The sequence below is a fragment of the uncultured Clostridium sp. genome, assembly GCF_963527835.1.
Classification (GTDB): domain Bacteria; phylum Bacillota; class Clostridia; order Clostridiales; family Clostridiaceae; genus Clostridium.
On record NZ_CAURTC010000004.1, the window covers coordinates 124,340 to 147,499 of the forward strand.

Annotated in this window: 20 protein-coding genes; all 20 read left to right on the forward strand. The window is 28.3% G+C overall.

The window, feature by feature from the left end; translation table 11 throughout:
- The first annotated feature begins 271 nt into the window (after nt 1-271).
- The 20 genes from RYM86_RS04065 to RYM86_RS04160 all read left to right on the forward strand — a co-directional run bounded on the left by RYM86_RS04065 (nt 272) and on the right by RYM86_RS04160 (nt 23,160).
- Nucleotides 272-1,801, forward strand: a complete 1,530-nt coding sequence (locus tag RYM86_RS04065) for an L-lactate permease (RefSeq protein ID WP_315078109.1) — start codon at nt 272-274, stop codon at nt 1,799-1,801.
- A 26-nt stretch (nt 1,802-1,827) separates the two neighbouring features.
- Complete coding sequence (locus RYM86_RS04070; RefSeq protein WP_315078007.1) at nt 1,828-2,616, forward strand: electron transfer flavoprotein subunit beta/FixA family protein; 789 nt, start codon at nt 1,828-1,830, stop codon at nt 2,614-2,616.
- 102 nt (nt 2,617-2,718) lie between these two features.
- The gene (locus tag RYM86_RS04075) at nt 2,719-3,909 is read left to right on the forward strand and encodes an FAD-binding protein (protein ID WP_315078009.1); all 1,191 of its coding nucleotides are present in this window, start codon (nt 2,719-2,721) and stop codon (nt 3,907-3,909) included.
- A gap of 4 nt (nt 3,910-3,913) precedes the next feature.
- On the forward strand, nt 3,914-5,317 hold the full coding sequence (locus tag RYM86_RS04080; RefSeq protein ID WP_315078012.1) for an FAD-binding oxidoreductase: 1,404 nt from the start codon (nt 3,914-3,916) through the stop codon (nt 5,315-5,317).
- 336 nt (nt 5,318-5,653) lie between these two features.
- Complete coding sequence (locus RYM86_RS04085) at nt 5,654-6,496, forward strand: patatin family protein (RefSeq protein WP_315078014.1); 843 nt, start codon at nt 5,654-5,656, stop codon at nt 6,494-6,496.
- A gap of 178 nt (nt 6,497-6,674) precedes the next feature.
- A complete protein-coding gene (locus RYM86_RS04090; RefSeq protein ID WP_315078015.1) occupies nt 6,675-7,889 on the forward strand; it encodes an SEC-C metal-binding domain-containing protein in 1,215 nt (404 codons plus the stop codon).
- Between the two features lie 214 nt (nt 7,890-8,103).
- Entirely contained in the window at nt 8,104-9,171 is a 1,068-nt protein-coding gene (locus RYM86_RS04095) for a mannose-1-phosphate guanylyltransferase (protein ID WP_315078016.1), read from the forward strand.
- A 273-nt stretch (nt 9,172-9,444) separates the two neighbouring features.
- Nucleotides 9,445-10,026: a zinc dependent phospholipase C family protein gene (locus tag RYM86_RS04100; protein ID WP_315078110.1), complete on the forward strand. Its 582-nt coding sequence runs from the start codon at nt 9,445-9,447 to the stop codon at nt 10,024-10,026.
- A gap of 127 nt (nt 10,027-10,153) precedes the next feature.
- Nucleotides 10,154-10,519, forward strand: a complete 366-nt coding sequence (locus tag RYM86_RS04105) for a metalloregulator ArsR/SmtB family transcription factor (RefSeq protein ID WP_315078018.1) — start codon at nt 10,154-10,156, stop codon at nt 10,517-10,519.
- A gap of 17 nt (nt 10,520-10,536) precedes the next feature.
- Entirely contained in the window at nt 10,537-12,804 is a 2,268-nt protein-coding gene (locus tag RYM86_RS04110) for a heavy metal translocating P-type ATPase (protein ID WP_315078019.1), read from the forward strand.
- 428 nt (nt 12,805-13,232) lie between these two features.
- Complete coding sequence (locus RYM86_RS04115; RefSeq protein WP_035786237.1) at nt 13,233-13,865, forward strand: redox-sensing transcriptional repressor Rex; 633 nt, start codon at nt 13,233-13,235, stop codon at nt 13,863-13,865.
- 348 nt (nt 13,866-14,213) lie between these two features.
- The gene (locus RYM86_RS04120) at nt 14,214-14,996 is read left to right on the forward strand and encodes a short-chain-enoyl-CoA hydratase (RefSeq protein ID WP_315078026.1); all 783 of its coding nucleotides are present in this window, start codon (nt 14,214-14,216) and stop codon (nt 14,994-14,996) included.
- 81 nt (nt 14,997-15,077) lie between these two features.
- Nucleotides 15,078-16,217: an acyl-CoA dehydrogenase gene (locus RYM86_RS04125; protein ID WP_035786238.1), complete on the forward strand. Its 1,140-nt coding sequence runs from the start codon at nt 15,078-15,080 to the stop codon at nt 16,215-16,217.
- Nucleotides 16,218-16,236: 19 nt separating this feature from the next.
- Nucleotides 16,237-17,019, forward strand: a complete 783-nt coding sequence (locus tag RYM86_RS04130) for an electron transfer flavoprotein subunit beta/FixA family protein (RefSeq protein ID WP_315078030.1) — start codon at nt 16,237-16,239, stop codon at nt 17,017-17,019.
- A 22-nt stretch (nt 17,020-17,041) separates the two neighbouring features.
- On the forward strand, nt 17,042-18,049 hold the full coding sequence (locus RYM86_RS04135) for an electron transfer flavoprotein subunit alpha/FixB family protein (RefSeq protein WP_315078031.1): 1,008 nt from the start codon (nt 17,042-17,044) through the stop codon (nt 18,047-18,049).
- 102 nt (nt 18,050-18,151) lie between these two features.
- Entirely contained in the window at nt 18,152-19,000 is an 849-nt protein-coding gene (locus RYM86_RS04140) for a 3-hydroxybutyryl-CoA dehydrogenase (RefSeq protein WP_315078033.1), read from the forward strand.
- 165 nt (nt 19,001-19,165) lie between these two features.
- Complete coding sequence (locus RYM86_RS04145) at nt 19,166-19,600, forward strand: C-GCAxxG-C-C family (seleno)protein (protein WP_315078034.1); 435 nt, start codon at nt 19,166-19,168, stop codon at nt 19,598-19,600.
- Nucleotides 19,601-19,690: 90 nt separating this feature from the next.
- Nucleotides 19,691-20,617, forward strand: coding sequence for a DNA glycosylase (locus RYM86_RS04150; RefSeq protein ID WP_315078036.1), 927 nt, complete (start codon nt 19,691-19,693; stop codon nt 20,615-20,617).
- A gap of 164 nt (nt 20,618-20,781) precedes the next feature.
- A complete protein-coding gene (locus RYM86_RS04155) occupies nt 20,782-22,266 on the forward strand; it encodes a 4Fe-4S dicluster domain-containing protein (protein WP_315078038.1) in 1,485 nt (494 codons plus the stop codon).
- Nucleotides 22,267-22,464: 198 nt separating this feature from the next.
- Entirely contained in the window at nt 22,465-23,160 is a 696-nt protein-coding gene (locus RYM86_RS04160; protein WP_315078041.1) for a response regulator transcription factor, read from the forward strand.

Below are 23,160 nucleotides of genomic sequence, written 5' to 3' on the forward strand. Positions count from 1 at the left end.
TCAAAGAAGAAGTTTCTATAAAAATAAAAATTATATTTTTATTTTTATAGAAACTTTTTTTTATAGGGAATTTTGGATTTTATTATGTTAAAGAGGAGAAAAAGTACGATTTTAGCAATAAAAAGGTATATTTTTAACTATAAATTCAATATAAATGTTTTCTGTTAATTTAATAACAATTATTTACATGTAAAGGTTTTGAATGTATAATAATAATTGTAAGTGGTAGTACCAATTACTAATTGGTATGATATGTTACCAAAATGGAGGGATAGCCGTGTACATTTTATTTGTTTTAGCTTGTATTCCTATTATTTGGCTTATGATTTCGTTGGGAAAGCTTAAGATTGCAGGTCACAAGGCTTGCCCTATAGCTCTCTTAATAACAGTATTACTCGCAATATTCGTTTGGAAAATGAATATTACTGATGCATTTACTTCAACCTTAGAAGGTGTAGCACTAGCACTTTGGCCAATAATGCTTGTCATTGTAGCAGCGGTTTTTACTTACAATTTATCTATTCATACAGGCAGCATGGACATTATAAAAAAAATTATGACAAGCGTAACAACAGATAAAAGAATATTAGTACTTATTTTAGCTTGGGGATTTGGAGGATTTCTTGAAGCTATAGCGGGATTTGGAACAGCAGTAGCAATACCAGCAAGTATTCTTGCTGCATTAGGTTTTGAACCAGTATTTGCAGCTATTATTTGTTTAATAGCAAATACAACTCCGACAGCTTTTGGTGCTATAGGATTGCCGATAATAACACTAGCGCAAATTACAGGGCTAGACATACATCAATTATCCTATGCAATAACAATCCAATTAGCTGTAATGATAATAATAATTCCATTTATACTAGTTGCCTTAACAGGTAAAGGAATTAAATCAATAAGAGGAGTTTTTGGAATTACATTAATATCAGGAATGTCATTTGCAATTCCACAAGTGTTTGTTGCAAAGTTCATTGGAGCTGAATTACCAGCAGTAATAGGTTCAGTAATTTCTATGGCATTAACAATCTTTGTAGCAAAGAAGTTTTATAACAAATCAGAAGAGAAGACAAGTACTGAAGACAAGGTTACATTTAATCAAGGATTTAAAGCATGGTTACCATTTATACTAGTATTTTTATTTGTAATGATATGTTCACCATTGTTTAAATCGATTTATGAACCATTATCACAAATAAAAACTTCTATACCAATTTATACAGGACCGGGTGGAAAGCCATATACTTTTTCATGGATTGTAACTCCAGGAGTCTTAATAATACTAGCAACTTATGTTGGTGGTTTATTGCAGGGATGTAAAGTTAAAGAGATTACTTTGGTTTTACTTTCAACTATGAAACAAATGGTTAAATCTTGTATAACAATAGTTTCAATTGTATCTTTAGCTAAAGTTATGGGATACAGTGGAATGATTAAATCTATAGCAGATGTTTTAGTAGTCGTAACAGGAAGTTTTTATCCATTAATATCACCTATAATAGGAGCACTTGGAACCTTTATAACAGGAAGCGATACTTCAGCAAATGTTTTATTTGGAGAATTACAAGTACAAGCTGCAAATTCAATTGGAGCAAATCCGTATTGGATTGCAGGGGGAAATGTAATGGGAGCAACCGCAGGAAAAATGATTTCACCACAAAGTATAGCAGTTGCAACAGCAGCTACCAATCTTGTTGGTAGTGAAGGTAAAATATTAAATTCAACATTAAAAGTTTGTTTATTCTACATTGTGTTTTCAGGATTATTAATATATTTCTGTGGACCACTATTTGGATTTTAAAATATAGTTTTTTAGGAGGTATTTACATGAATATTTTAGTTTGTATTAAACAAGTACCAGGAACTTCAAAAGTAGAGGTTGATCCAGTTACTGGAGTATTAAAAAGAGATGGCATAGATTCAAAAATGAATCCATATGACTTATATGCATTAGAAACTGCATTAAGAATAAAAGAAAATGAAGGTGGAAATGTAAAAGTTTTAAGTATGGGACCTAATCAAGCACTTAGTGTAATTAGAGAAGCATATAGTATGGGTGCTGATGAGGGAGCATTATTATCAGATAGAAAATTTGGAGGTGCTGATGTTTTAGCTACATCATACACAATATCTCAAGGTGTAAGAAAAATGGGAGATTTTGAGTTGATAATTTGCGGTAAGCAAACTACTGATGGAGATACAGCTCAAGTAGGACCAGAAATGGCAGAGTATTTAGACATACCTCATGTAGCAAATGTTGAGAGAATCATAGAGATTAAAGAAAAATCAATTATAGTTGAAATGGATATGCCTGAAACTTTAGAAGTAGTTGAAATTTCATATCCTTGCTTAATAACTGTAGATAAAGGAATTTTTGAACCAAGACTTCCATCTTATAGAAAGAAAATTGCAACTAAAGACAAAGAAATTTCAATTATGAGTTTAAATGATTTTGAAGATAGAAATGAAAAGAAATATGGATTAAATGGTTCACCAACTCAAGTTGAAAGAATATTTCCACCAGAAGTTAATGACGATAGAGAGATGTGGACAGGAAATTCAAATGAGTTAACTGAAAAAATAGAACATAAATTAAAAGAGTTTAAGTTTATTTAACTATAAATTAGCTTTTAGTGAGTATAAGGATTTTTATAAATAATATTAAAAAGGATTATTAAGGATATATGAATAAAAACGTTAATCAAGGAGGAATGATTTATGGCAAAGTTAGTTGTTAATCAAGAAAAGATAACTAATAAGGAAGAGTTAATAAAAATATGCCCATTTGGTGCTCTTGAGATAAATGATGGAAAAGTTGAGATAAATGGAGCTTGTAAAATGTGTAAGCTTTGTGTAAAGAAAGGACCAAAAGGAGCAATTGAATATATTGAAGAAGAAGTTAAGTCAATAGATAAGGATTTATGGAGAGGGATATCTGTTTACGTAGATCATGTTAACGGAAAAATTCATCCAGTAACTTATGAATTGATTGGTAAAGCTAGAGAATTAGCAGCTAAAATAAATCACCCTGTTTACTGTGTATTTATTGGTCATAAAGTTTCAGAGGAAGCAAAAGAGTTGTTACATTACGGAGTAAATAAAGTATTTGTATACGATGATGAAGAATTAAAAGATTTTAGAATAGAACCTTATGCAGCAGCATTTGAAGATTTTATTAAAAATGTAAAACCATCATCAATATTAGTTGGAGCTACAACAATAGGAAGATCATTAGCACCTAGAATGGCAGCTAGATTTAGAACAGGTCTTACAGCTGATTGTACTATACTTGATATAAAAGAAGATACAGATTTAGTACAAATCAGACCAGCATTTGGTGGTAATATAATGGCACAAATAGTTACACCTAATTCAAGACCACAACTTGCAACAGTAAGATATAAAGTAATGACAGCACCAGAAAGAACAGATGATGTTAATGGTGAAATAATTAAATGTGATATTAAAAAGGATAAGCTTAAATCTGGTATTAATGTTCTTGAAATTAAAGAAAAAAATACAGAGGTCGGAATAAGTGATGCCGAAGTAATAGTAGCAGCTGGTAGAGGGGTTAAGTCAGAGAAAGATTTAGCAATGATAAAAGAATTTGCAGAGTTATTAGGTGCAGAATTTGCATGTACTAGACCTCTAATTGAAGCAGGATGGGTTGATGCTAAAAGACAAATTGGATTAAGTGGCAGAACAGTAAGACCAAGACTTATAATAACCTGTGGAATTTCAGGTGCAGTTCAATTCTCAGCTGGAATGAATAATTCAGAACATATATTTGCTATAAATAATGATGATAAAGCACCTATATTTAAAGTTGCTCATTATGGAGTAGTAGGTAATATATATGAAATTATTCCACAACTTATAGAAAAAATAAAAATGAGCAAGGAGGCATAAGGCTATGACTTATAAAAATGTTGAAGTTAAAGATTATGAATATATACTATCTATTGCAGAAAATGATAAAGAGAGAGTTTTCTTTGGAGATGAAATAAATGAAGATTATAGCCATGATGAATTAGGTGGAATAAAGAAAATGCCTGACATAGTAGTCCAAGCTATAAGCACAGAAGAAGTTTCAAAGATAATGAAATATGCTTATGAAAATTCTATTCCAGTAACTCCAAGAGGTTCAGGTACAGGTCTTGTAGGTTCAGCTGTTCCAATTAAAGGTGGAATAGTTATAGATCTTTGTAGAATGAATAAGATATTAGAAATAGATGAAGAAAATCTTACTCTTACATTAGAACCAGGGGTATTACTTATGGAAATAGGTAAATATGTTGAAGAATTTGATTTATTTTATCCACCGGATCCGGGTGAAAAATCAGCAACTATTGGTGGTAACATAAGCACAAATGCGGGTGGAATGAGAGCCGTAAAATACGGTGTTACTAGAGATTATGTAAGAGGACTAGAAGTAGTAATGCCAAATGGAAAAGTAGTAGAGTTAGGTGGAAAGGTAGTTAAAAACAGTTCTGGTTATTCATTAAAAGATTTACTAATAGGATCAGAAGGAACTTTAGGTATAGTAACTAAAGCTATATTAAAATTATTACCACTTCCTAAAAAATCATTAAGCTTACTTATACCATTCCCAACACTAGAGAATGCTATAGATACAGTACCTAAAATAATTAAATCAAAAACAATACCAACAGCTATTGAGTTTATGCAAAGAGAAGCTATATTAGCAGCTGAAGAATTTTTAGGTAAGAGTTTCCCAGATAAATCATCAGATGCATATCTACTATTAACTTTTGATGGAAATTCAACAGAAGAAATTGAAAAAGCATATGAAAATGTAGCTAATATATGTTTAGATGCAGAAGCAATAGACGTATTTATATCTGACACAGAAGAAAGACAAGAATCAATTTGGTCAGCTAGAGGATGTTTCCTTGAAGCAATAAAGGCATTAACTACAGAAATGGATGAAGTTGATGTAGTTGTCCCAAGAAATAAAATAGGTGAATTTGTTAAATTTACTCATGAACTTGAAAGTAAATTTAATATTAGAATAAAGAGCTTTGGACATGCTGGAGATGGAAACTTGCATATTTATATTTTAAAAGATCAATTAGAAGAAAATATATGGCATGAAAAACTTGAATTAGTTATGAAAGACATGTATGACAAATCAAAAGAATTAAAAGGACAAGTTTCAGGAGAGCATGGAATAGGTTTTGCTAAGAAACCATATTTAAAGGAATCACTTTCAAACGATGTACTTTCAGTAATGGAAGGAATTAAATTAGCATTCGATCCTAAAAATATATTAAATCCAGGAAAAATATTTAAATAAATTACCTCTCAATTTATATAAATTTTTTATAAAGGGTGTATCAAATTTTGATGCACTCTTATTTTTTTATTGTGTAGAAATCAAATACTTTTTAAAGCTTGAAAAGCCTATGAAACATGGAGAAAAGCAAATATTAGTTGAAAATTGAGAGTAAAGGAATAAATTCTTTAGTGGAATTTTAAAATAAAAAGTCATTAGAGTTATTTGGTATATTAAGTGCAGTAAACAAGAGTAAATAATAAGATATGCTTATAGAAAAAAAATGAACTTTGTCTTATAATTTCTATATTGGTAGTAAAATGATATAGAAATTATAGATAAAGGAGACTAAATATTATGACAGGTCTTGTTTTAGAAGGGGGAGCATTTAGAGGACTTTTTACTGCAGGGGTTTTAGATGCTTTAATAGATATAAATTTAGATGTAAAATACATAGTAGGTGTATCAGCAGGAATTACTAATGGATATTCTTTTGTTTCTAAACAAAGAGGTAGAAATTTAGAGGTAATGGAGAGGTTTATAGATCATAAAAGATACGTTGGATATAATAATTTATTAAAATGCAAATCAATAATGGATATGGATTTTGTTTTTGATGAAATTCCTAATGAACATTGTCCTTTTGATTATGAAGCTTTTGATAAATTTGATGGAAAAGTTTTGGCGGGAAGTGTTAATGTAAGCACTGGAAAAGTAGAGTACTTTGATAAAGATTATTTAGAAAAGAAAAACACAATACTGAGAGCTACATGTTCAATTCCACTTTTGTTTAAATTTGTAAATATAAAAGATCAACTTTATGCTGATGGAGGATTAGTAGATGCTATACCAATAAAAAAATCTATTTCTGATGGTAATAATAAAAATATAATAATTTTGACAAGAAATGAAGGGTATAGGAAGCATGAATCAAAGGGGAATAAATTTGCTTATAAATTATATAAGAAAAAGTACCCTAAATTAGCATGCGTTCTAAGAGATAGACACATTAAATATAATAGTCAACTAGACTATTGCAAAGAATTAGAGAATAAAAATGAAGCAATAGTTATTAGACCAACAATAGAGATGAATGTAGGGAGATTTGAAAGAAATAAAGATAAATTAAAAGACATTTATAATAATGGATATAACGAAACTATGAAGATTAAAGATAGGTTAATAAAGTTTATTGATTAGAATAATATATTTTGAATTATTCAAAATTATATTAAGAATAGATTTTTACTATATAATTATATGCAAATAAATAATGATATTTTTAATTATTTACATATAATGTTTAGATAAAATTTAATTTATATAATAAAATGTATACTTGATAGATAAAAATTAGATAAAAAAGGAGAATAGTTACTTGGTTAAAAAAGAATGTTCTAATAAAGATACAAATAATGAATTTATCGAAAATAAAGAAACTGATGAACCAGCAGAACTATATGATAATATGATGGATGATTTATTTGAAAAATATGAAAATAAAATGAATAAAATGTTTGTAAAAGGAGTATATTCTTTTGAAGTATCGGAGCAATTAAAATCATTATCTAAAGAAGCTGTATATAACATAGCTAAAAATTTAGGAATGAGTAAGATTTCAACATTAAATAAAGATGCTTTAATTGAAAAAGTTCTTAATGAATATACTGAAATAATTGCAAAACAATTTATATATTTTGAAGAAGAAAGATTTAATATTCTAAAGAGTTATCTTAATAATGATGGAGTAAAAATCTTTGATGATATTGATGAGTATGAGCTTAGTAGAACAGCATATTTTATGCAACAAGGAATTATATTTCCATCAACAAAAGAAGAAAAGGCAGTATTTTTAATGCCAAAGATAGTTCAGGATATAATAATGGAGAAAGATACTACTGAATATATAAAGAGCTTAAAAATAAATAAGGAAATATTAGATGTATATAGAGGATTAAACAAAGCATATGGAATTGTAAATACTAAGGATGTTACATCATTATTACAAAGATATGATATAGAAAATTCAGATGAATATAATATAAATGAAATAATAAAAGAAGCTCAATACTATTATAGAGAATATAGAGAAGAAAAAGGATTTTTTATAAATAATAATATAGAAAATTGGTCTGATTTATTAAAAGATATAGAAAAAGATAATAAAGATTTAGAATATTATAATATAAATAAAAGTGAATTATTAGATATGCTTAGTTCAGAATGGACATATAAGAGTAAATTTGGAAAGTCATTTTTAAAAGAATTTACTAATATATTTGAAATTAAAAAAGAAATGGTGTATCAAATAATGGATGATTTATCATTTGATATTCAAGATAATGATATAGATGATACAATAAATAGTTTGTTAGAATTAATAAATGCAAACAATTTAGAACTTAGAAATCATGCAAAAGGTGTAGCAGCTAAGTTTTTAAGCAATATAAGACTTTGGAAATATAAAGGTGCTACAATAAATGAAATAAGTGGAAAAATTACAGAAGTTAAGCCTAAACTAACTATTGGTAGAAATGATCCATGTGTGTGTGGTAGTGGGAAAAAATATAAAAAGTGCTGTGGAAAAAATTAAATAAGAATTTATTATACTATAAAATAACTTTATCAATTTATAAATAAATTTAATTTAAATATGAATTAATAGTATATATAGAATAGCTATCTAAAATTAGGTGGCTATTTTTTAGTACCATTTATAGTATGAATTTATAAATAAATTGTTTTTTCACAAATGTTAATATTTAAACATATATTAAATTAGTATCATTACATGGAGTTGAAAATGCGTGATATACGGCCTGATATTAGCTGGAGGAAAAGGAAGTAGATTATATCCATTATCAAGAAATAATCAACCAAAACAATTTTTGAAAATTATTAACGAAAAGAGTTTTTTAGTTAATACAGTAGAAAGAATAAAGCCATTAATAGATAGAGAAAATATTTATGTTGTAACTAATAAAGATTATGAAGATAAAATAAAAGAAGAGGTTCAAGATATAAAAGAAGAAAATATTTTTATAGAACCTGCAAATAAAGAAACTGCTACATGTATAGGACTTTCTGCGATTAAACTTTTAAAACAAGACGCAGATGCAATTATGGTAGTGTTACCATCAGATCACTATATTCAAGGTGAGAAAGAATATTTAGACACCCTATCACAAGCAGTAGAAATGGCAAATAGAAGAAGATGTATAGTAACATTAGGTATAGAGCCTACACGCCCAGAAACAGGATATGGATATATAGAAATGGGAGATAGATCAACAGGCAATATATCTACTTATAAAATTGCTCGATTTACAGAAAAACCAAATCTAGAAGTAGCAAAAGACTTTTTATTAAAGGGAACTTATTTATGGAATTCTGGTATGTTTGTTTTTAGAGCAGATGTTATCTTAAGGGAAATAGAAAAATATATTCCTAAAATGTATAAATCATTAATGGAAATATATAAGTATATTGGAGAAGAGAATGAAGAACAAGTAATTAAAGAACAATATGAGATTATTGATGGAATATCAATAGATTTTGGAGTTATGCAAAAAACAAGAAAAGCTTTTGTAATAAAGTGCGATTTTAATTGGGATGATATAGGAAGTTTTAATGCTCTAAGTAGATTCTTAGGTAAATATAGAAGCAATAGCATATCTAAAAATGTTTATATGGAAGACTGTGAAAGTTGCTCAGTATTTGGAGAGGAGAATTTAATAATTGGTTTTGGAATAAAAGATTTAGTAATAGTAGATGCAGGAGATGTTATTTTGGTTATGGATAAAAATAAGGATCAAGAGATAAAACATTTACTAAATAAATTGAGTGATGAAGATAAATATAATGAATTTTTATAATATTTAAAAATAAGAGTATTAAAAAGGATAGATTTTTTAAATCAATGATTATGCTTTTTAACACTCTTATTTTTAATTTCATAATAAATTTATGAATAAATAGAAAATTATAAAAAAAATATATTATAATTCCAAAAGTAACAGAAAAAATGTTAATAAAAGCATTGTAAATTATATTATATAATACTATTATAAGAATATATGAATTAGTTATTATTTAAAATAAAAAATATTTTATTAATAATAGCAAGTGAGAGGGTGTGTATAGAATTGATGATCAATACTCACAAACTTATTGCAGAGAATATTTTAAATTACACAAACAGTAAGAGTGTTTATTTAATCAATGATTATAGATTTGTATGGGGTAATATAAAACCAGATTGTGTGCTTAAATATAAAATGATAAAGCATTATTTTATTGAAAGTATAGATATTATTATTAAAAAAATTGAAAAGTTATGTTCTTTATCTTTACAAGATGTTTATTACAAAATGTCTGTTAATAAATTTAGTGAAGAACTTGGCGTTATTTGTCACTTTATGTGTGATTATTTTTGTGCTCCTCATTATTACAGATGGGAATTTAAGAATACAAGTCAAATTAAAAATCATGTTATGTATGAAAAGGATTTAGCTAAAATTGCCAAGGAATATAATTCAAATGGAATTATAACTTCTAGTATAGATGTAAATAACATTAAAGAATTTATTTATGATTTACAAAATAAGTATGAAGGATCTTTAGATTTTAAAAATGATTTAACATATGCTTATTATGCTTGTGACAGCATAGTAAATATGGTTTTAAATAGAGTCTTTTTAAATAAGTGCAGTTTATCAAAGGTAGTATAATTGAATTTTTAAGAAACTTATTTTTATAAGTTTCTTTTTTTAGTTGCATAAATGGAAGTATAGGAATATAATATAAAAAAACATATGAATAGATAAACATATGAACAGATAAACGGAGGAAATGATTATGAATAATGAAAATAATTTTGTAGAAAATTGCAAATGCAATATTATACATGAAGATACAGTAATGAGGGTAAAAGATTCATTACCACAAGAAGAAACATTATATGATTTAGCTGAGTTATTTAAAGTGTTTGGAGATTCTACAAGGATTAAAATAATATGTGCATTATTTGAATCAGAATTATGTGTTTGTGATATGGCAGCTCTTTTAGGTATGACTCAATCAGCTATATCGCATCAATTAAGAACATTAAAATCAGCTAGATTAGTTAAATTTAGAAGGGAAGGAAAAGTAATTTATTATTCATTAGATGATGAACATATAAAACATATATTTGATGAAGGGTTTAAACATATTACTGAATAAGGGGGCGTAAATTAATTATGGAAGATGAAATTAAACTTTCACTTAAAGGTTTAGACTGTGCTAATTGTGCAAATAAAATTGAAAGAAAAGTTAATGATATAGAAGATGTTTATGAAGCTAATATGAATTTTTCATTAGGAAAATTAACTGTTAAATTACACGAAAATAAGGATAAAGACAAAGTTTTTAATTTGATTAAAGATATAGTTAATAAGTTAGAACCAGATGTAATTGTAATTAATGAAAAAAATAATTTTACTGATAACTTAAATACAGGGGAAATAAATCATGATAACAAATGTAATAAATCTTGCTGTGGTCAGGATAATTGTTCAGCTCATAATCATAAAGCACATAACTCACATTCTCATGATAATGAGCATAACCATATAGAAAATATATCAGAGAATAATGAAGCAAAGAACAAAATGAAACTGTTTGATAAAAAGAAGTTTTTTTATGAAAATCAAATATTTATAATAGGATTAATTTTATATATAATAGCTGTTTTATTTAAAGAAAATAGTTATTTAAATATATCTATATTTATTCTGAGCTATATTTTAATTGGTGGTGATGTATTAAAAACTGCATTTAATAATATTTTAGGCGGTGAAATTTTTGATGAAAACTTTTTGATGACTATAGCAACAGTAGGAGCTTTAGCAATTGGAGAGTATCCAGAAGCTGTTGGAGTTATGATGTTTTATAAAATAGGAGAATTATTTCAAGGATATGCAGTTAATAAATCAAGAAAATCTATAACATCACTTATGAATATACGTCCAGAGTATGCAAATATAATTACTGAATATGGAGAGAAAAGAGTATCTCCAGAGGAAGTTGAAATTGATGATTTAATAGTTATAAAACCTGGAGAAAGGATACCTCTTGATGGTATAGTAATAGACGGAAAAGGAAGTATAGATACATCAGCATTAACAGGGGAATCACTTCCTAGGGAAATAAATATAGGTGATGAATTATTATCAGGAAGTATAAACTTAAGTTCAGTTATAAAATTAAAAGCAACTAAAGTTTTTAGTGAATCAACAGTATCTAAAATATTAAATTTAGTAGAAAATTCAAGCAGTAAAAAAGCTAAGACAGAGAAGTTTATTACTAAATTTTCAAGGCTATATACTCCAATAGTAGTATTTTTAGCCATAGTGGTTGCAATAATCCCTCCAATTATAATTCCTAGCGAAGTATTTTCAGATTGGATATATAGAGCCTTAATCTTTTTAGTAATATCATGTCCATGCGCATTAGTTATTTCTGTTCCATTAGGACTTTTTGCAGGAATTGGAGGAGCATCTAAAAAGGGTATCTTAATAAAGGGCGGAAATTATATTGAAGTTCTAAAAAATGTTGATACTATTGTATTTGATAAAACAGGAACTTTAACAAAAGGAGTATTTAAAGTTACAGAAATCAATTCTATAGATATGAAAAAAGAAGATTTTTTAAGAGTTGTAGCTTTAGGTGAAAGTTTTTCAAATCATCCAATTGCTCAATCTATCGTAAGAGAATTTAATGGAACTTTAGAAAAAAAACATGTAGAAAATTATCAAGAATTATCAGGGCATGGAGTAAAAGCTATAATTGAAGGGAAAAATGTTATATTAGGCAATTATAAGTTACTTGAGGATAATCAAATTAGTATAGAAAAAGTAGAAAAACCAGGAACTGTAGTATATGTTGTGATAAATAATAAATATAGTGGGAATATAGTAATAGCAGATGAAATAAAAGAAGATTCAATTGAAGCAATTAAGAAATTAAAAATGATTGGAATAAAGAAAACAGTAATGCTTACTGGCGATAATAAAGTTGTAGCAAATAGTATTGCAAAAAATGTAGGTGTAGATGAAGTAAAAAGTGAGCTTTTACCAAACGATAAAGTATTAGAAATTGAAAAATTAATATCTAATAGTACTTCAAAAGGTAAAGTAATGTTTGTTGGTGATGGAATAAATGATGCACCAGTCCTTGCAAGAGCAGATATAGGAATAGCTATGGGTGGAATAGGATCTGATGTGGCAATAGAAGCAGCTGATGTTGTTCTAATGAAAGATAATCCTTTAGCATTAGTTGATGCTATAAAGATAGCTAAGAAGACTAATGCAATATTATGGCAAAATATAATTTTTGCTCTTGGAGTAAAGATATTTGTATTAGTATTAGGTGCTTTAGGAATTGCAAATATGTGGGAAGCAGTATTCGCTGATGTAGGGGTAACTTTAATTGCTATATTAAATTCTATGAGAAGCTTAAAGAATTAATTAAATTAAAAAAGAGTTATATTTTATTATAAATAATAAAATAATAATAAGAGCAGTTTTATTATACTGCTCTTAAATTTTTTGAATTTTAATTTAATATTTCTATGTAAACATTTTTAATTTTTATAAAATAAAATTATTAAAGATAAACCTAGAAAAAAATAAAATTTTATATTATGATAAAATATAGATGATTTTTATATTCACTTATAGTTCATATTAAAGCAACATGATTTATAGGTGTTTAAGAGTATTTTATAGGTGTTTTTAGTAAGTTATTAAAATAACATTCATTTTAGTAATTAGTATGTTAAAATAATATTTTACTAATATTTCAAAGTTTAAATTCAGAATATGTTAGAATAAATAGTAATAAATTGAACTTTTAGAGAAAAGATTAAATATAAATGAAAATAAGGAGTAATGATATGGATAAAAATAAGAGTATATCTATGGCAGTTATAAAGAGATTGCCTAAATATCATAGGTATCTTAATGAACTTATGAAAAATGATGTAGATAGAATATCGTCAAAGGAACTTGGAGAAAAGATAGGTTTTACAGCATCTCAAATCAGACAAGATTTAAATTGTTTTGGTGATTTTGGTCAACAAGGATATGGGTATAATGTTAAAGAATTATATACGCAAATTAATTCAATATTAGGATTAGATAAGGAATACAATGCTGTTTTGATTGGGGCAGGTAATATAGGCCAGGCAATAGCTAATTATACTAGATTTGATAAATTAGGAATTATGATAACAGCTATTTTTGATGCAAATCCTAAACTTATAGGAATAAAAATTAGAGATATTGAAATTAGAGATATTGATGAATTAGGAAGTTTTCTTAAATCTGATTCAGTAGATATAGGAGTTATATGTGTTCCTAAAAAAAGTGCACAAAAGGTTAGTGATGAGTTAGTAAATGGGGGGATAAGGGGAATTTGGAATTTTGCGCCTATAGATTTGGTGGTTCCAAAAGATGTAAAAGTTGAAAATGTTCATTTAAGTGAAAGTGTATCGACATTGATTTATCAATTGCATCAACAAAGATAGAGTGAGAATCTGAGGGGTTATATAAAAAATATGTTAATAATACAATATTTTATTGCAAATAATACTTATAAGTATTATAATTTAAGAAAAGAAAGATATTGATTGCATATTTTTTTGCAAGCAATTGTTAATATTATAACAATTGGTGACAATTGTTGACATGATAAGACTATTATAGGCCTTTTATTTTTAAATCCAATTGTTAATATTATAACAATTTTAATTTAAAAATAAATTGCTGAGAATTATTTAGAATTAATTTTTACCATATCTAAAATCTAAAAATACAAATTTATTTAAGTAAAAAATATAAATTTAAATATATAAGTTTAAGGGAGGATTATAAAGATGGAATTAAAAAATGTAATTCTTGAAAAAGAAGGTCATTTAGCAATTGTGACAATTAATAGACCAAAAGCTTTAAATGCATTAAACTCAGAAACATTAAAAGATTTAGACACAGTTTTAGAAAATTTGGAAAACGATAGCAATATATATGCAGTTATCTTAACTGGCTCAGGAGAAAAGTCTTTTGTAGCTGGAGCAGATATATCAGAAATGAAAGATCTTAATGAGGAACAAGGTAGAGAATTTGGAGAATTGGGAAATAAAGTATTCCTAAGATTAGAAAATTTAGACAAGCCTGTAATTGCAGCTATTTCAGGATTCGCTCTAGGTGGCGGATGTGAATTATCTATGTCATGTGATATAAGAATAGCTTCAGAAAAAGCAAAATTTGGTCAACCAGAAGCAGGTCTTGGAATAACACCTGGATTTGGTGGAACTCAAAGATTATCTAGAATAGTAGGACTAGGAAAAGCTAAAGAAATGATTTATACATGCGATATAATCAAAGCAGAAGAAGCTTATAGAATAGGATTAGTTAATAAAGTAGTTTCATTAGAAAGTTTAATGGATGAAGCAAAAGCTATGGCTAATAAAATAATAGCAAATGCTCCAATAGCTGTTAAACTTTGTAAAGATGCAATCAATAGAGGTATGCAAGTTTCTATAGATAAAGCAGTCCTAATTGAAGCTGAAGATTTTGGAAAATGTTTCTCAAGTGAAGACCAAACTGAAGGTATGACTGCTTTCTTAGAAAGAAGAGAAAAGAATTTCCAAAATAAATAATTGAAATTTAAGTTAAAAATCTATTGCAGATTTATATATATTCATCATCAATAGAGTGTAATCAATAAGGAGGGTAATTTAATGAATTTCCAATTAACTAGAGAACAAGAATTAGTACAACAAATGGTTAGAGAATTCGCTGAAAACGAAGTAAAACCAATTGCTGCTGAAGTGGATGAAACTGAAAGATTCCCAATGGAAAACGTTGAAAAAATGGGTAAAATAGGTATGATGGGTATACCATTTGCTAAAGAATTTGGAGGAGCAGGTGGAGATGTTCTTTCATATATAATGACAGTTGAAGAATTATCAAAAGTATGTGCAACAACAGGAGTTATAGTTTCTGCTCATACTTCATTATGCGCATCAGTAATAAACGAACATGGTACTCCAGACCAAAAAGCAAAATACTTACCAGAACTTTGTCAAGGTAAGAAAATAGGTGCTTTCGGTTTAACTGAACCAGGTGCTGGAACAGATGCTGCTGGACAACAAACAACAGCTATATTAGATGGAGATCATTACGTATTAAACGGATCAAAGATCTTCATAACTAATGGTGGAGTTGCTGAAACTTTCATAATCTTCGCTATGACTGATAAGAGCCAAGGAACTAAAGGAATTTCAGCTTTCATAGTTGAAAAATCTTTCCCAGGATTCTCAATCGGTAAATTAGAAGATAAAATGGGAATCAGAGGATCTTCTACTACTGAACTTGTAATGGAAGAATGTATAGTACCAAAAGAAAACCTAATCGGTAAAGAAGGTAAGGGATTTGGTATAGCAATGAAGACTCTTGATGGAGGAAGAATTGGTATAGCTGCTCAAGCTTTAGGTATCGCAGAAGGTGCTTTTGAAGAAGCTGTTAACTACATGAAAGAAAGAAAACAATTCAGAAGACCATTATCAGCACAACAAGGTTTACAATGGTATATTGCTGAAATGGACGTTAAGATAGAAGCTGCAAGACATTTAGTATATAAAGCTGCTTGCAAGAAACAAAATGGACAACCATACTCAGTAGATGCTGCAAGAGCTAAGTTATTTGCTGCAGAAGTTGCAATGGATGTTACAACTAAAGCAGTTCAAATCTTTGGTGGATATGGTTACACTAAAGATTATCCAGTAGAAAGAATGATGAGAGATGCTAAGATAACTGAAATTTATGAAGGAACTTCAGAAGTTCAAAAAATGGTTATCGCAGGAAGCATTTTAAGATAATAGAGGGAGGACTTTTATAATGAATATAGTAGTTTGTGTAAAACAAGTTCCAGATACTACAGCTGTAAAGATTGATCCTAAAACTGGTACATTAATAAGAGATGGTGTTCCATCAATTATGAATCCAGAAGATAAGCACGCGTTAGAAGGTGCATTACAATTAAAAGAAACTTTAGGTGCAAAGGTAACTGTTATAAGCATGGGTCTTCCAATGGCTAAGGCTACATTAAGAGAAGCATTATGCATGGGAGCTGACGAAGCTATCCTATTAACAGACAGAGCATTAGGTGGAGCAGATACTTTAGCTACTTCAAAAGCATTAGCGGGAGTTATAGCTAAATTAGATTATGATCTAGTATTTGCAGGAAGACAAGCTATCGATGGAGATACTGCTCAAGTTGGACCAGAAATAGCTGAACATTTAAACATACCTCAAGTTACTTATGTTCAAGGCGTTGAAGCTAAGAATGAAGGAACTTTATTAGTAAACAGAGCATTAGAAGATGGATATGAAAAAATTGAAATAAAGACTCCATGTCTATTAACTGCAATTGAAGAATTAAATGAAGCAAGATATATGAATGTTGCAAACATATTCTCAACTAACGATGATGAAATCAAAGTTATGAGTGCAGACGATATAGATGTAGATAAGGCTGAATTAGGACTTAAGGGTTCACCTACAAAGGTTAAAAAGTCAATGACTAAAGAAGTTAAGGGAGCAGGCGAAGTTGTTAACAAGCCAGCTAAAGAAGCAGTAACTTACGTTTTAGGCAAATTACAAGAAAAACACTACATCTAGGATAATAGGAGGGTAATTTATTATGAATATAGCAGATTACAGAGGCGTTTGGGTCTTTGCAGAACAAAGAGAAGGCGAATTACAAAAAGTATCTTTAGAATTACTTGGCGAAGGTAGAAAAATTGCTGATAAGCTAGGAGTTAAGTTAACAGCATTATTATTAGGTAATAATATTGAAAACTTATCTAAAACATTAGCAGAACATGGTGCAGATGAAGTTTTAGTTGCAGATGACAAAAACTTAGAACACTACACTACTGATGCTTACACAAAAGTTATTTGCGATTTAGCAAATGAAAGAAAACCAGGAATATTATTTATAGGAGCTACTTTCATCGGAAGAGATTTAGGTCCTAGAGTTGCAGCTAGATTATCAACTGGATTAACTGCTGACTGTACATCATTAGACGTTGAAGTTGAAGATGGAGCTTTATTAGCTACTAGACCAGCATTCGGTGGTAACTTAATGGCTACAATCGCTTGTCCAGAACATAGACCACAAATGGCTACAGTAAGACCAGGAGTTTTTGGTAAAGTAAATACTGATGGAAGCAAATGTACTGTAGAAAAAGTAGAAGTTAAACTTGCTGATAGTGATGTTAGAACTAAAGTTGTAGAAATCATTAAAGCACATAAAGATGTTGTAGATATATCAGAAGCTAAAATACTTGTTGCTGGTGGTAGAGGAATAGGTTCAAAAGAAAACTTTACTTTATTACAAGAATTAGCAGAAGTTTTAGATGGAACTGTAGCTGGATCAAGAGCTGCTGTTGATAATGGTTGGTTAGAAAGAGATTACCAAGTTGGACAAACTGGTAAGACTGTAAGACCATCAATCTACATTGCTTGTGGTATTTCAGGAGCAATTCAACACGTTGCTGGTATGCAAGAATCAGATATGATTATAGCTATCAATAAAGATGAAACTGCACCAATAATGCAAGTTGCAGATTACGCTATAGTTGGAGATGTTAAGAATGTTTTACCAGAATTAATAGCTCAAGCTAAAGCTGTAAAGAGTGCTGAATAATTAAAATATTATAGTGTAAAATTATTATAGATTTTAAATCCTTCATTAAAAGATATTTCTTTTAATGAAGGATATTATAAAACATTTAAGGGGGATTTATCAATGAAAAAGGTTTTTGTACTTGGTGCTGGAACAATGGGTGCTGGAATAGTTCAAGCATTCGCACAACATGGTTATGAAGTAATCGTAAGAGATATAAAAGATGAATTTGTTGAAAGAGGAATAGCTGGAATCAACAAAGGTTTAACTAAGCAAGTTGCTAAAGGAAGAATGACTGAAGAAGTTAAAGAAGAAATCCTTTCAAGAATTTCAGGAACTACTGATATGAAATTAGCTGCTGACTGCGATTTAGTAGTAGAAGCTGCTATTGAAAACATGAAAATAAAGAGAGAAATATTTGCTGAATTAGATGAAATCTGTAAACCAGAAACTATTTTAGCATCTAACACTTCTTCTTTATCAATCACTGAAGTTGCTTCAGCAACTAAGAGAGCTGATAAAGTTATTGGAATGCATTTCTTTAACCCAGCTCCAGTAATGAAGCTTGTTGAAATCATTAGAGGAATGGCTACTTCACAAGAAACTTTCGATGCTATAAAAGAATTAACAGTAGCTATCGAAAAGAATCCAGTAGAAGTTGCAGAAGCTCCAGGATTTGTTGTAAACAGAATATTAATTCCAATGATCAACGAAGGTATTGGAATATTAGCAGAAGGTATCGCTTCAGTTGAAGATATAGATACAGCTATGAAATATGGTGCAAATCATCCAATGGGACCTTTAGCATTAGGAGATCTTATAGGATTAGACGTATGTTTAGCTATCATGGATGTTTTATATAATGAAACAGGAGATACTAAATACAGAGCTCATAGCTTATTAAGAAAATACGTAAGAGCTGGATGGTTAGGAAGAAAGACTGGAAAAGGTTTCTACGACTATTCAAGATAATATTACATTTTTGGACTCAAGCATTATGCTTGGGTCTTTTTTTGTTTTATTTATTATTAAAATTTTGTTTTAATATGGATTTTTTTGCTTTATAATATTTTTAAGATCACGGTAGAGTGATATAATATATTAAGAAAGAATTATTTTCTATAAGGAGAGTTTCATATGTTAAAAGAAACAGCAATAAAATATTGGGATGATAAATATGATTTAAATTGTGCAGAGTGCTTAATATATGCTTCAAATGAAGAATATGATTTAAACTTATCTAAAGATGCATTAAAGACAATGGCTGCTTTTGGTGGTGGAATGGCTATAGGGGATGTGTGTGGGGTTATTTCTGGAGCTATAGCTGTAATTGGAATAATGTTTACAGATATAAGTGGACATAAGAGTCCAATTGTTAAAAAAATGACTACAGAATTTATAAGTAAATTTAAATATAAACTTGGAAGTAATAATTGTATTGAATTAAGGAAAGAATATAGAAAGTCTAAAAAAGAAGGAACTTGTATAGTTATAGTTGAAACTGCAGCTGATATTCTTGAAAGTATTGTAAAGAGAGATGATAATTCTAAATTAGATTCTAATAAATATTAATGTGAAAATTTATTTATATTATAAAAGAGTTATTTCTTCTAGATAAAATTTTTATTATATTATAAAAAATAGAGAGGAGAATTTTAATTAATGGATTATAAAAGTATAGAGACTAGTGAAAATGGTGTAATTATAAGAGAGGTTAAAAATTTTAAGCTAAAACATATTTTTGAATGTGGTCAAGTTTTTAGATTTGAAGAAATTGAAGAGAATAATTTTATAGTTATTGCATTCGGTAAATTAATAGAATTAATTCAAAGAAATAATGACGTATTCATATATAATACAAATGAAAAAGAATTTCAAAAAATATGGTTAAATTATTTGGATTTAGAAAGAGATTATTCTCTTATAAAAGAAGAATTGTCTAAAGATGAATTATTAAAACAAAGTATAGAATTTGGAAGTGGAGTTAGAGTTTTAAATCAAGATCCATTTGAAATGCTTATTAGTTTTATAATTTCAGCTAGAAATAGTATCCCATCTATAAGAAAGACAGTAAATAGAATATCAGAAAAATGGGGAAATAAAATTGAATACAAAGGAAAAGTATATTATGCATTTCCTACAATAGAACAAATAAAGGATGCTACATTAGATGAAATAAAAGAAACAGGAGCATCTTTTAGAAGCAAGTATTTATTAGATACCATTGAAAATGTATATAAGTCTATTAATAATGAAGTAAATTTATCAGATGATGAAAAAGATTCATTAAAGAAATATAATTTAAATTATATAAAAAGTTTGAGTGATGACGACTGTCATGTAGCCCTTCAAGAATTTAAAGGTGTTGGTGCAAAGGTGGCTGATTGCATAATGTTGTTTTCAATGGGAAAAACATCTGCGTTCCCAGTAGATGTATGGGTTAAACGTGCAATGATGCATTTTTATAATGCAGAAGAAGGCTCATTAAATAAAATTAGAGTATTTGCAAGAAATAAATTTGGAAAATTATCAGGATTTGCACAACAATATTTATTTTATTATGCAAGAGAAAATAATATAAAAGTATAAAAACTTATAAATATTTACAAAAAAAAGTTGTATTTAGTAAATTTTATGGCAAATTCAGAAAAATTTGAATAATATGATTATGACATCTATCTAATTATTATTATGGTATAATTACCGTATCATTACATTAATATAATAATTTGTTGGGAGAGTGTGTGCGTAATATGTTCAAATTTGAAAATCAACTTATAAAGTTAAAACATGATGTATTAAGTAATATTGTAAGGTTAGCTAAAGAAGATAATATTAATAAAGAAAATTTAGATAAAATACCTTATGAAATGTTACCAGGGGATGAACCTAAATACAGAGAAAGTGTAGTACATGAAAGAGAAGTATTATTAGAAAGATTAAAATTAGCATCTGGATTTATTCCAAATGGAAAAGGTACAGATGAATTAGTAAACATAGAAGATGAAAAACAAATATTATATGTTATAAAGAATGCATGCGATATGTGTCCAACTAAGAAATTTGAAGTAACTGATGCATGTAGAAATTGTATAGCACATAAATGTCAAAGTGTTTGTAATTTTGGGGCTATTACTTATGTAGAAGGTAAGGCGTATATAGATCCTGATAAATGTAAAGAATGCGGAATGTGTAAAAAAGCATGTCCTTATGATGCTATTGCAGAGGATATGAGACCTTGTAAAAGATCTTGTCCAACTGGAGCATTAGATATTAATAGCGACAAAAGAGCTATGATAAAACAAGAAAAATGCGTTAACTGTGGTGCTTGCATGGCTGCATGTCCTTTCGGAGCATTAGAAGATAGAAGTCTTTTAGTTAAAATTGTTAAAGAATTAACTAACAATTCTAATATTTATGCTGTTGTGGCCCCAGCAATAACAGGACAGTTAGGCCCTAAGACTGGTTATGGACAAGTTAAAAATGCAATAAAGAAATTAGGATTTACAGATATGGTAGAAGCAGCATGTGGTGCTGATGCAGTAACTGTACATGAAAGTAATGAATTTGTCGAAAGAATGGAAAATGGCGATCCATACATGACTAATTCATGTTGTCCGGGATTTTTAAGTTATATAGAAAAAATGATGCCAGATCAAGTAGATAGAATATCTGGAACAGTTTCTCCAATGGTTGCAGCAGGAAGATTTATAAAAGCTAACGATAAAGATGCAAAAGTTGTGTTTATTGGACCATGTACTGCTAAGAAATCTGAAATTTTAAGAGATTCGATAAAAGATGCTGTTGACTATGTATTAACGTTTGAAGAATTATTAGCATTATTTGAAGGATTCAATATAGATCCAGCTAATTTTTATGATATTGTTGTAGATGAAGCTTCAATCTTTGGTCGAGGATTCGGAGCTGGTGGTGGCTTAACTGCTGCTATTGAAAATTATATAAAAGATAAGGGTATAGAGTGCGAGTTTAAACCAGTTAAAGCTTCAGGTGGAGCTGAGATAAAGAAAACTATGATGATGGCTAAAATGGGTAGATTATCTGGAAACTTTATAGAAGGAATGATGTGCGAGGGTGGATGTATTAATGGATCAGGAAAAATACTATCACCAATGAAAGCAAAAGCATCATTTAATAAAGTAAATCAGCAAGCTAGTATGAAAAATGTATTGGAAAATTCTAAGTTAGATGACTACAAGGATATAGATTTAGAAAGATAATTTTAAATTGCAAAAAAAGAAGCCCTTTTAGGACTTCTTTTTTTGCAAATGAATTAATAATTATATGCGGGTAAAAAATGAAATTATATGGTTTTTAAACTAAAATACTAAAAAGTGCTTATTAAGTAAAAAAAGTTTACTATATAATTATTAAAAGGTGTATTATATAAATTATAGGTATGTTTAGGGGGTAGATTTATGAAAATTTTGTTGGTTGATGATGAAGAATCAATATTGAATTTAATAAAAATGAATCTTATATTTGAAAATTATGAAGTAATAACTGCAGAATGCGGAATAGAAGCCATAAACCTATTTAAAAGCGAATCTCCTGATTTAATTGTATTAGATCTAATGCTTCCTGACAAAGATGGGTTTGAAGTTATACATGAATTTCAAGGTATAAATAGTGAAGTTCCAATTATTATACTTAGTGCAAGAGATCAATTAAACAATAAATTATTAGGTCTTCAGCTTGGAGCTGATGATTATATAACAAAGCCATTTGATAGTAGGGAACTTATATTGAGAATCAGAGCTATATCTAGAAGGATAAATAAAGCTAAAGCTATTGGAAAAAATGAAGTCAAAAATAAGACAGATGATATTATAGAAAAAGGATTTATAAAAATAATTGTTCCAGAAAGAAGGGTATTCATTGAAGAAAAAGAAGTTATATTTACACATATAGAATTTGAAATAATTTTATTAATGATACAAAATCCATTTAAAGTTTTTACAAGAGAAGAACTGTTGGACAAGATATGGGGATATAGTTTTGTAGGAAATACTAGAGCTGTAGATATTCATATAAAGAGAATTAGACAAAAGTTAGCAGGAAATGAAGACGTTATAAAGACAATATATGGAGTAGGATATAGGTTAGAGGTATAA

What these genes read in the sequence shown, in the direction of transcription:
- RYM86_RS04150 (WP_315078036.1), top strand. Translation starts at nt 19,691, where the DNA reads ATGGATTATAAAAGTATAGAGACTAGTGAAAATGGTGTAATTATAAGA.
- RYM86_RS04135 (WP_315078031.1), top strand. Translation starts at nt 17,042, where the DNA reads ATGAATATAGCAGATTACAGAGGCGTTTGGGTCTTTGCAGAACAAAGA.
- RYM86_RS04125 (WP_035786238.1), top strand. Translation starts at nt 15,078, where the DNA reads ATGAATTTCCAATTAACTAGAGAACAAGAATTAGTACAACAAATGGTT.
- RYM86_RS04075 (WP_315078009.1), top strand. Translation starts at nt 2,719, where the DNA reads ATGGCAAAGTTAGTTGTTAATCAAGAAAAGATAACTAATAAGGAAGAG.
- RYM86_RS04140 (WP_315078033.1), top strand. Translation starts at nt 18,152, where the DNA reads ATGAAAAAGGTTTTTGTACTTGGTGCTGGAACAATGGGTGCTGGAATA.
- RYM86_RS04070 (WP_315078007.1), top strand. Translation starts at nt 1,828, where the DNA reads ATGAATATTTTAGTTTGTATTAAACAAGTACCAGGAACTTCAAAAGTA.
- RYM86_RS04085 (WP_315078014.1), top strand. Translation starts at nt 5,654, where the DNA reads ATGACAGGTCTTGTTTTAGAAGGGGGAGCATTTAGAGGACTTTTTACT.
- RYM86_RS04105 (WP_315078018.1), top strand. Translation starts at nt 10,154, where the DNA reads ATGAATAATGAAAATAATTTTGTAGAAAATTGCAAATGCAATATTATA.
- RYM86_RS04080 (WP_315078012.1), top strand. Translation starts at nt 3,914, where the DNA reads ATGACTTATAAAAATGTTGAAGTTAAAGATTATGAATATATACTATCT.
- RYM86_RS04110 (WP_315078019.1), top strand. Translation starts at nt 10,537, where the DNA reads ATGGAAGATGAAATTAAACTTTCACTTAAAGGTTTAGACTGTGCTAAT.
- RYM86_RS04160 (WP_315078041.1), top strand. Translation starts at nt 22,465, where the DNA reads ATGAAAATTTTGTTGGTTGATGATGAAGAATCAATATTGAATTTAATA.
- RYM86_RS04120 (WP_315078026.1), top strand. Translation starts at nt 14,214, where the DNA reads ATGGAATTAAAAAATGTAATTCTTGAAAAAGAAGGTCATTTAGCAATT.
- RYM86_RS04100 (WP_315078110.1), top strand. Translation starts at nt 9,445, where the DNA reads ATGATCAATACTCACAAACTTATTGCAGAGAATATTTTAAATTACACA.
- RYM86_RS04115 (WP_035786237.1), top strand. Translation starts at nt 13,233, where the DNA reads ATGGATAAAAATAAGAGTATATCTATGGCAGTTATAAAGAGATTGCCT.
- RYM86_RS04155 (WP_315078038.1), top strand. Translation starts at nt 20,782, where the DNA reads ATGTTCAAATTTGAAAATCAACTTATAAAGTTAAAACATGATGTATTA.
- RYM86_RS04130 (WP_315078030.1), top strand. Translation starts at nt 16,237, where the DNA reads ATGAATATAGTAGTTTGTGTAAAACAAGTTCCAGATACTACAGCTGTA.
- RYM86_RS04145 (WP_315078034.1), top strand. Translation starts at nt 19,166, where the DNA reads ATGTTAAAAGAAACAGCAATAAAATATTGGGATGATAAATATGATTTA.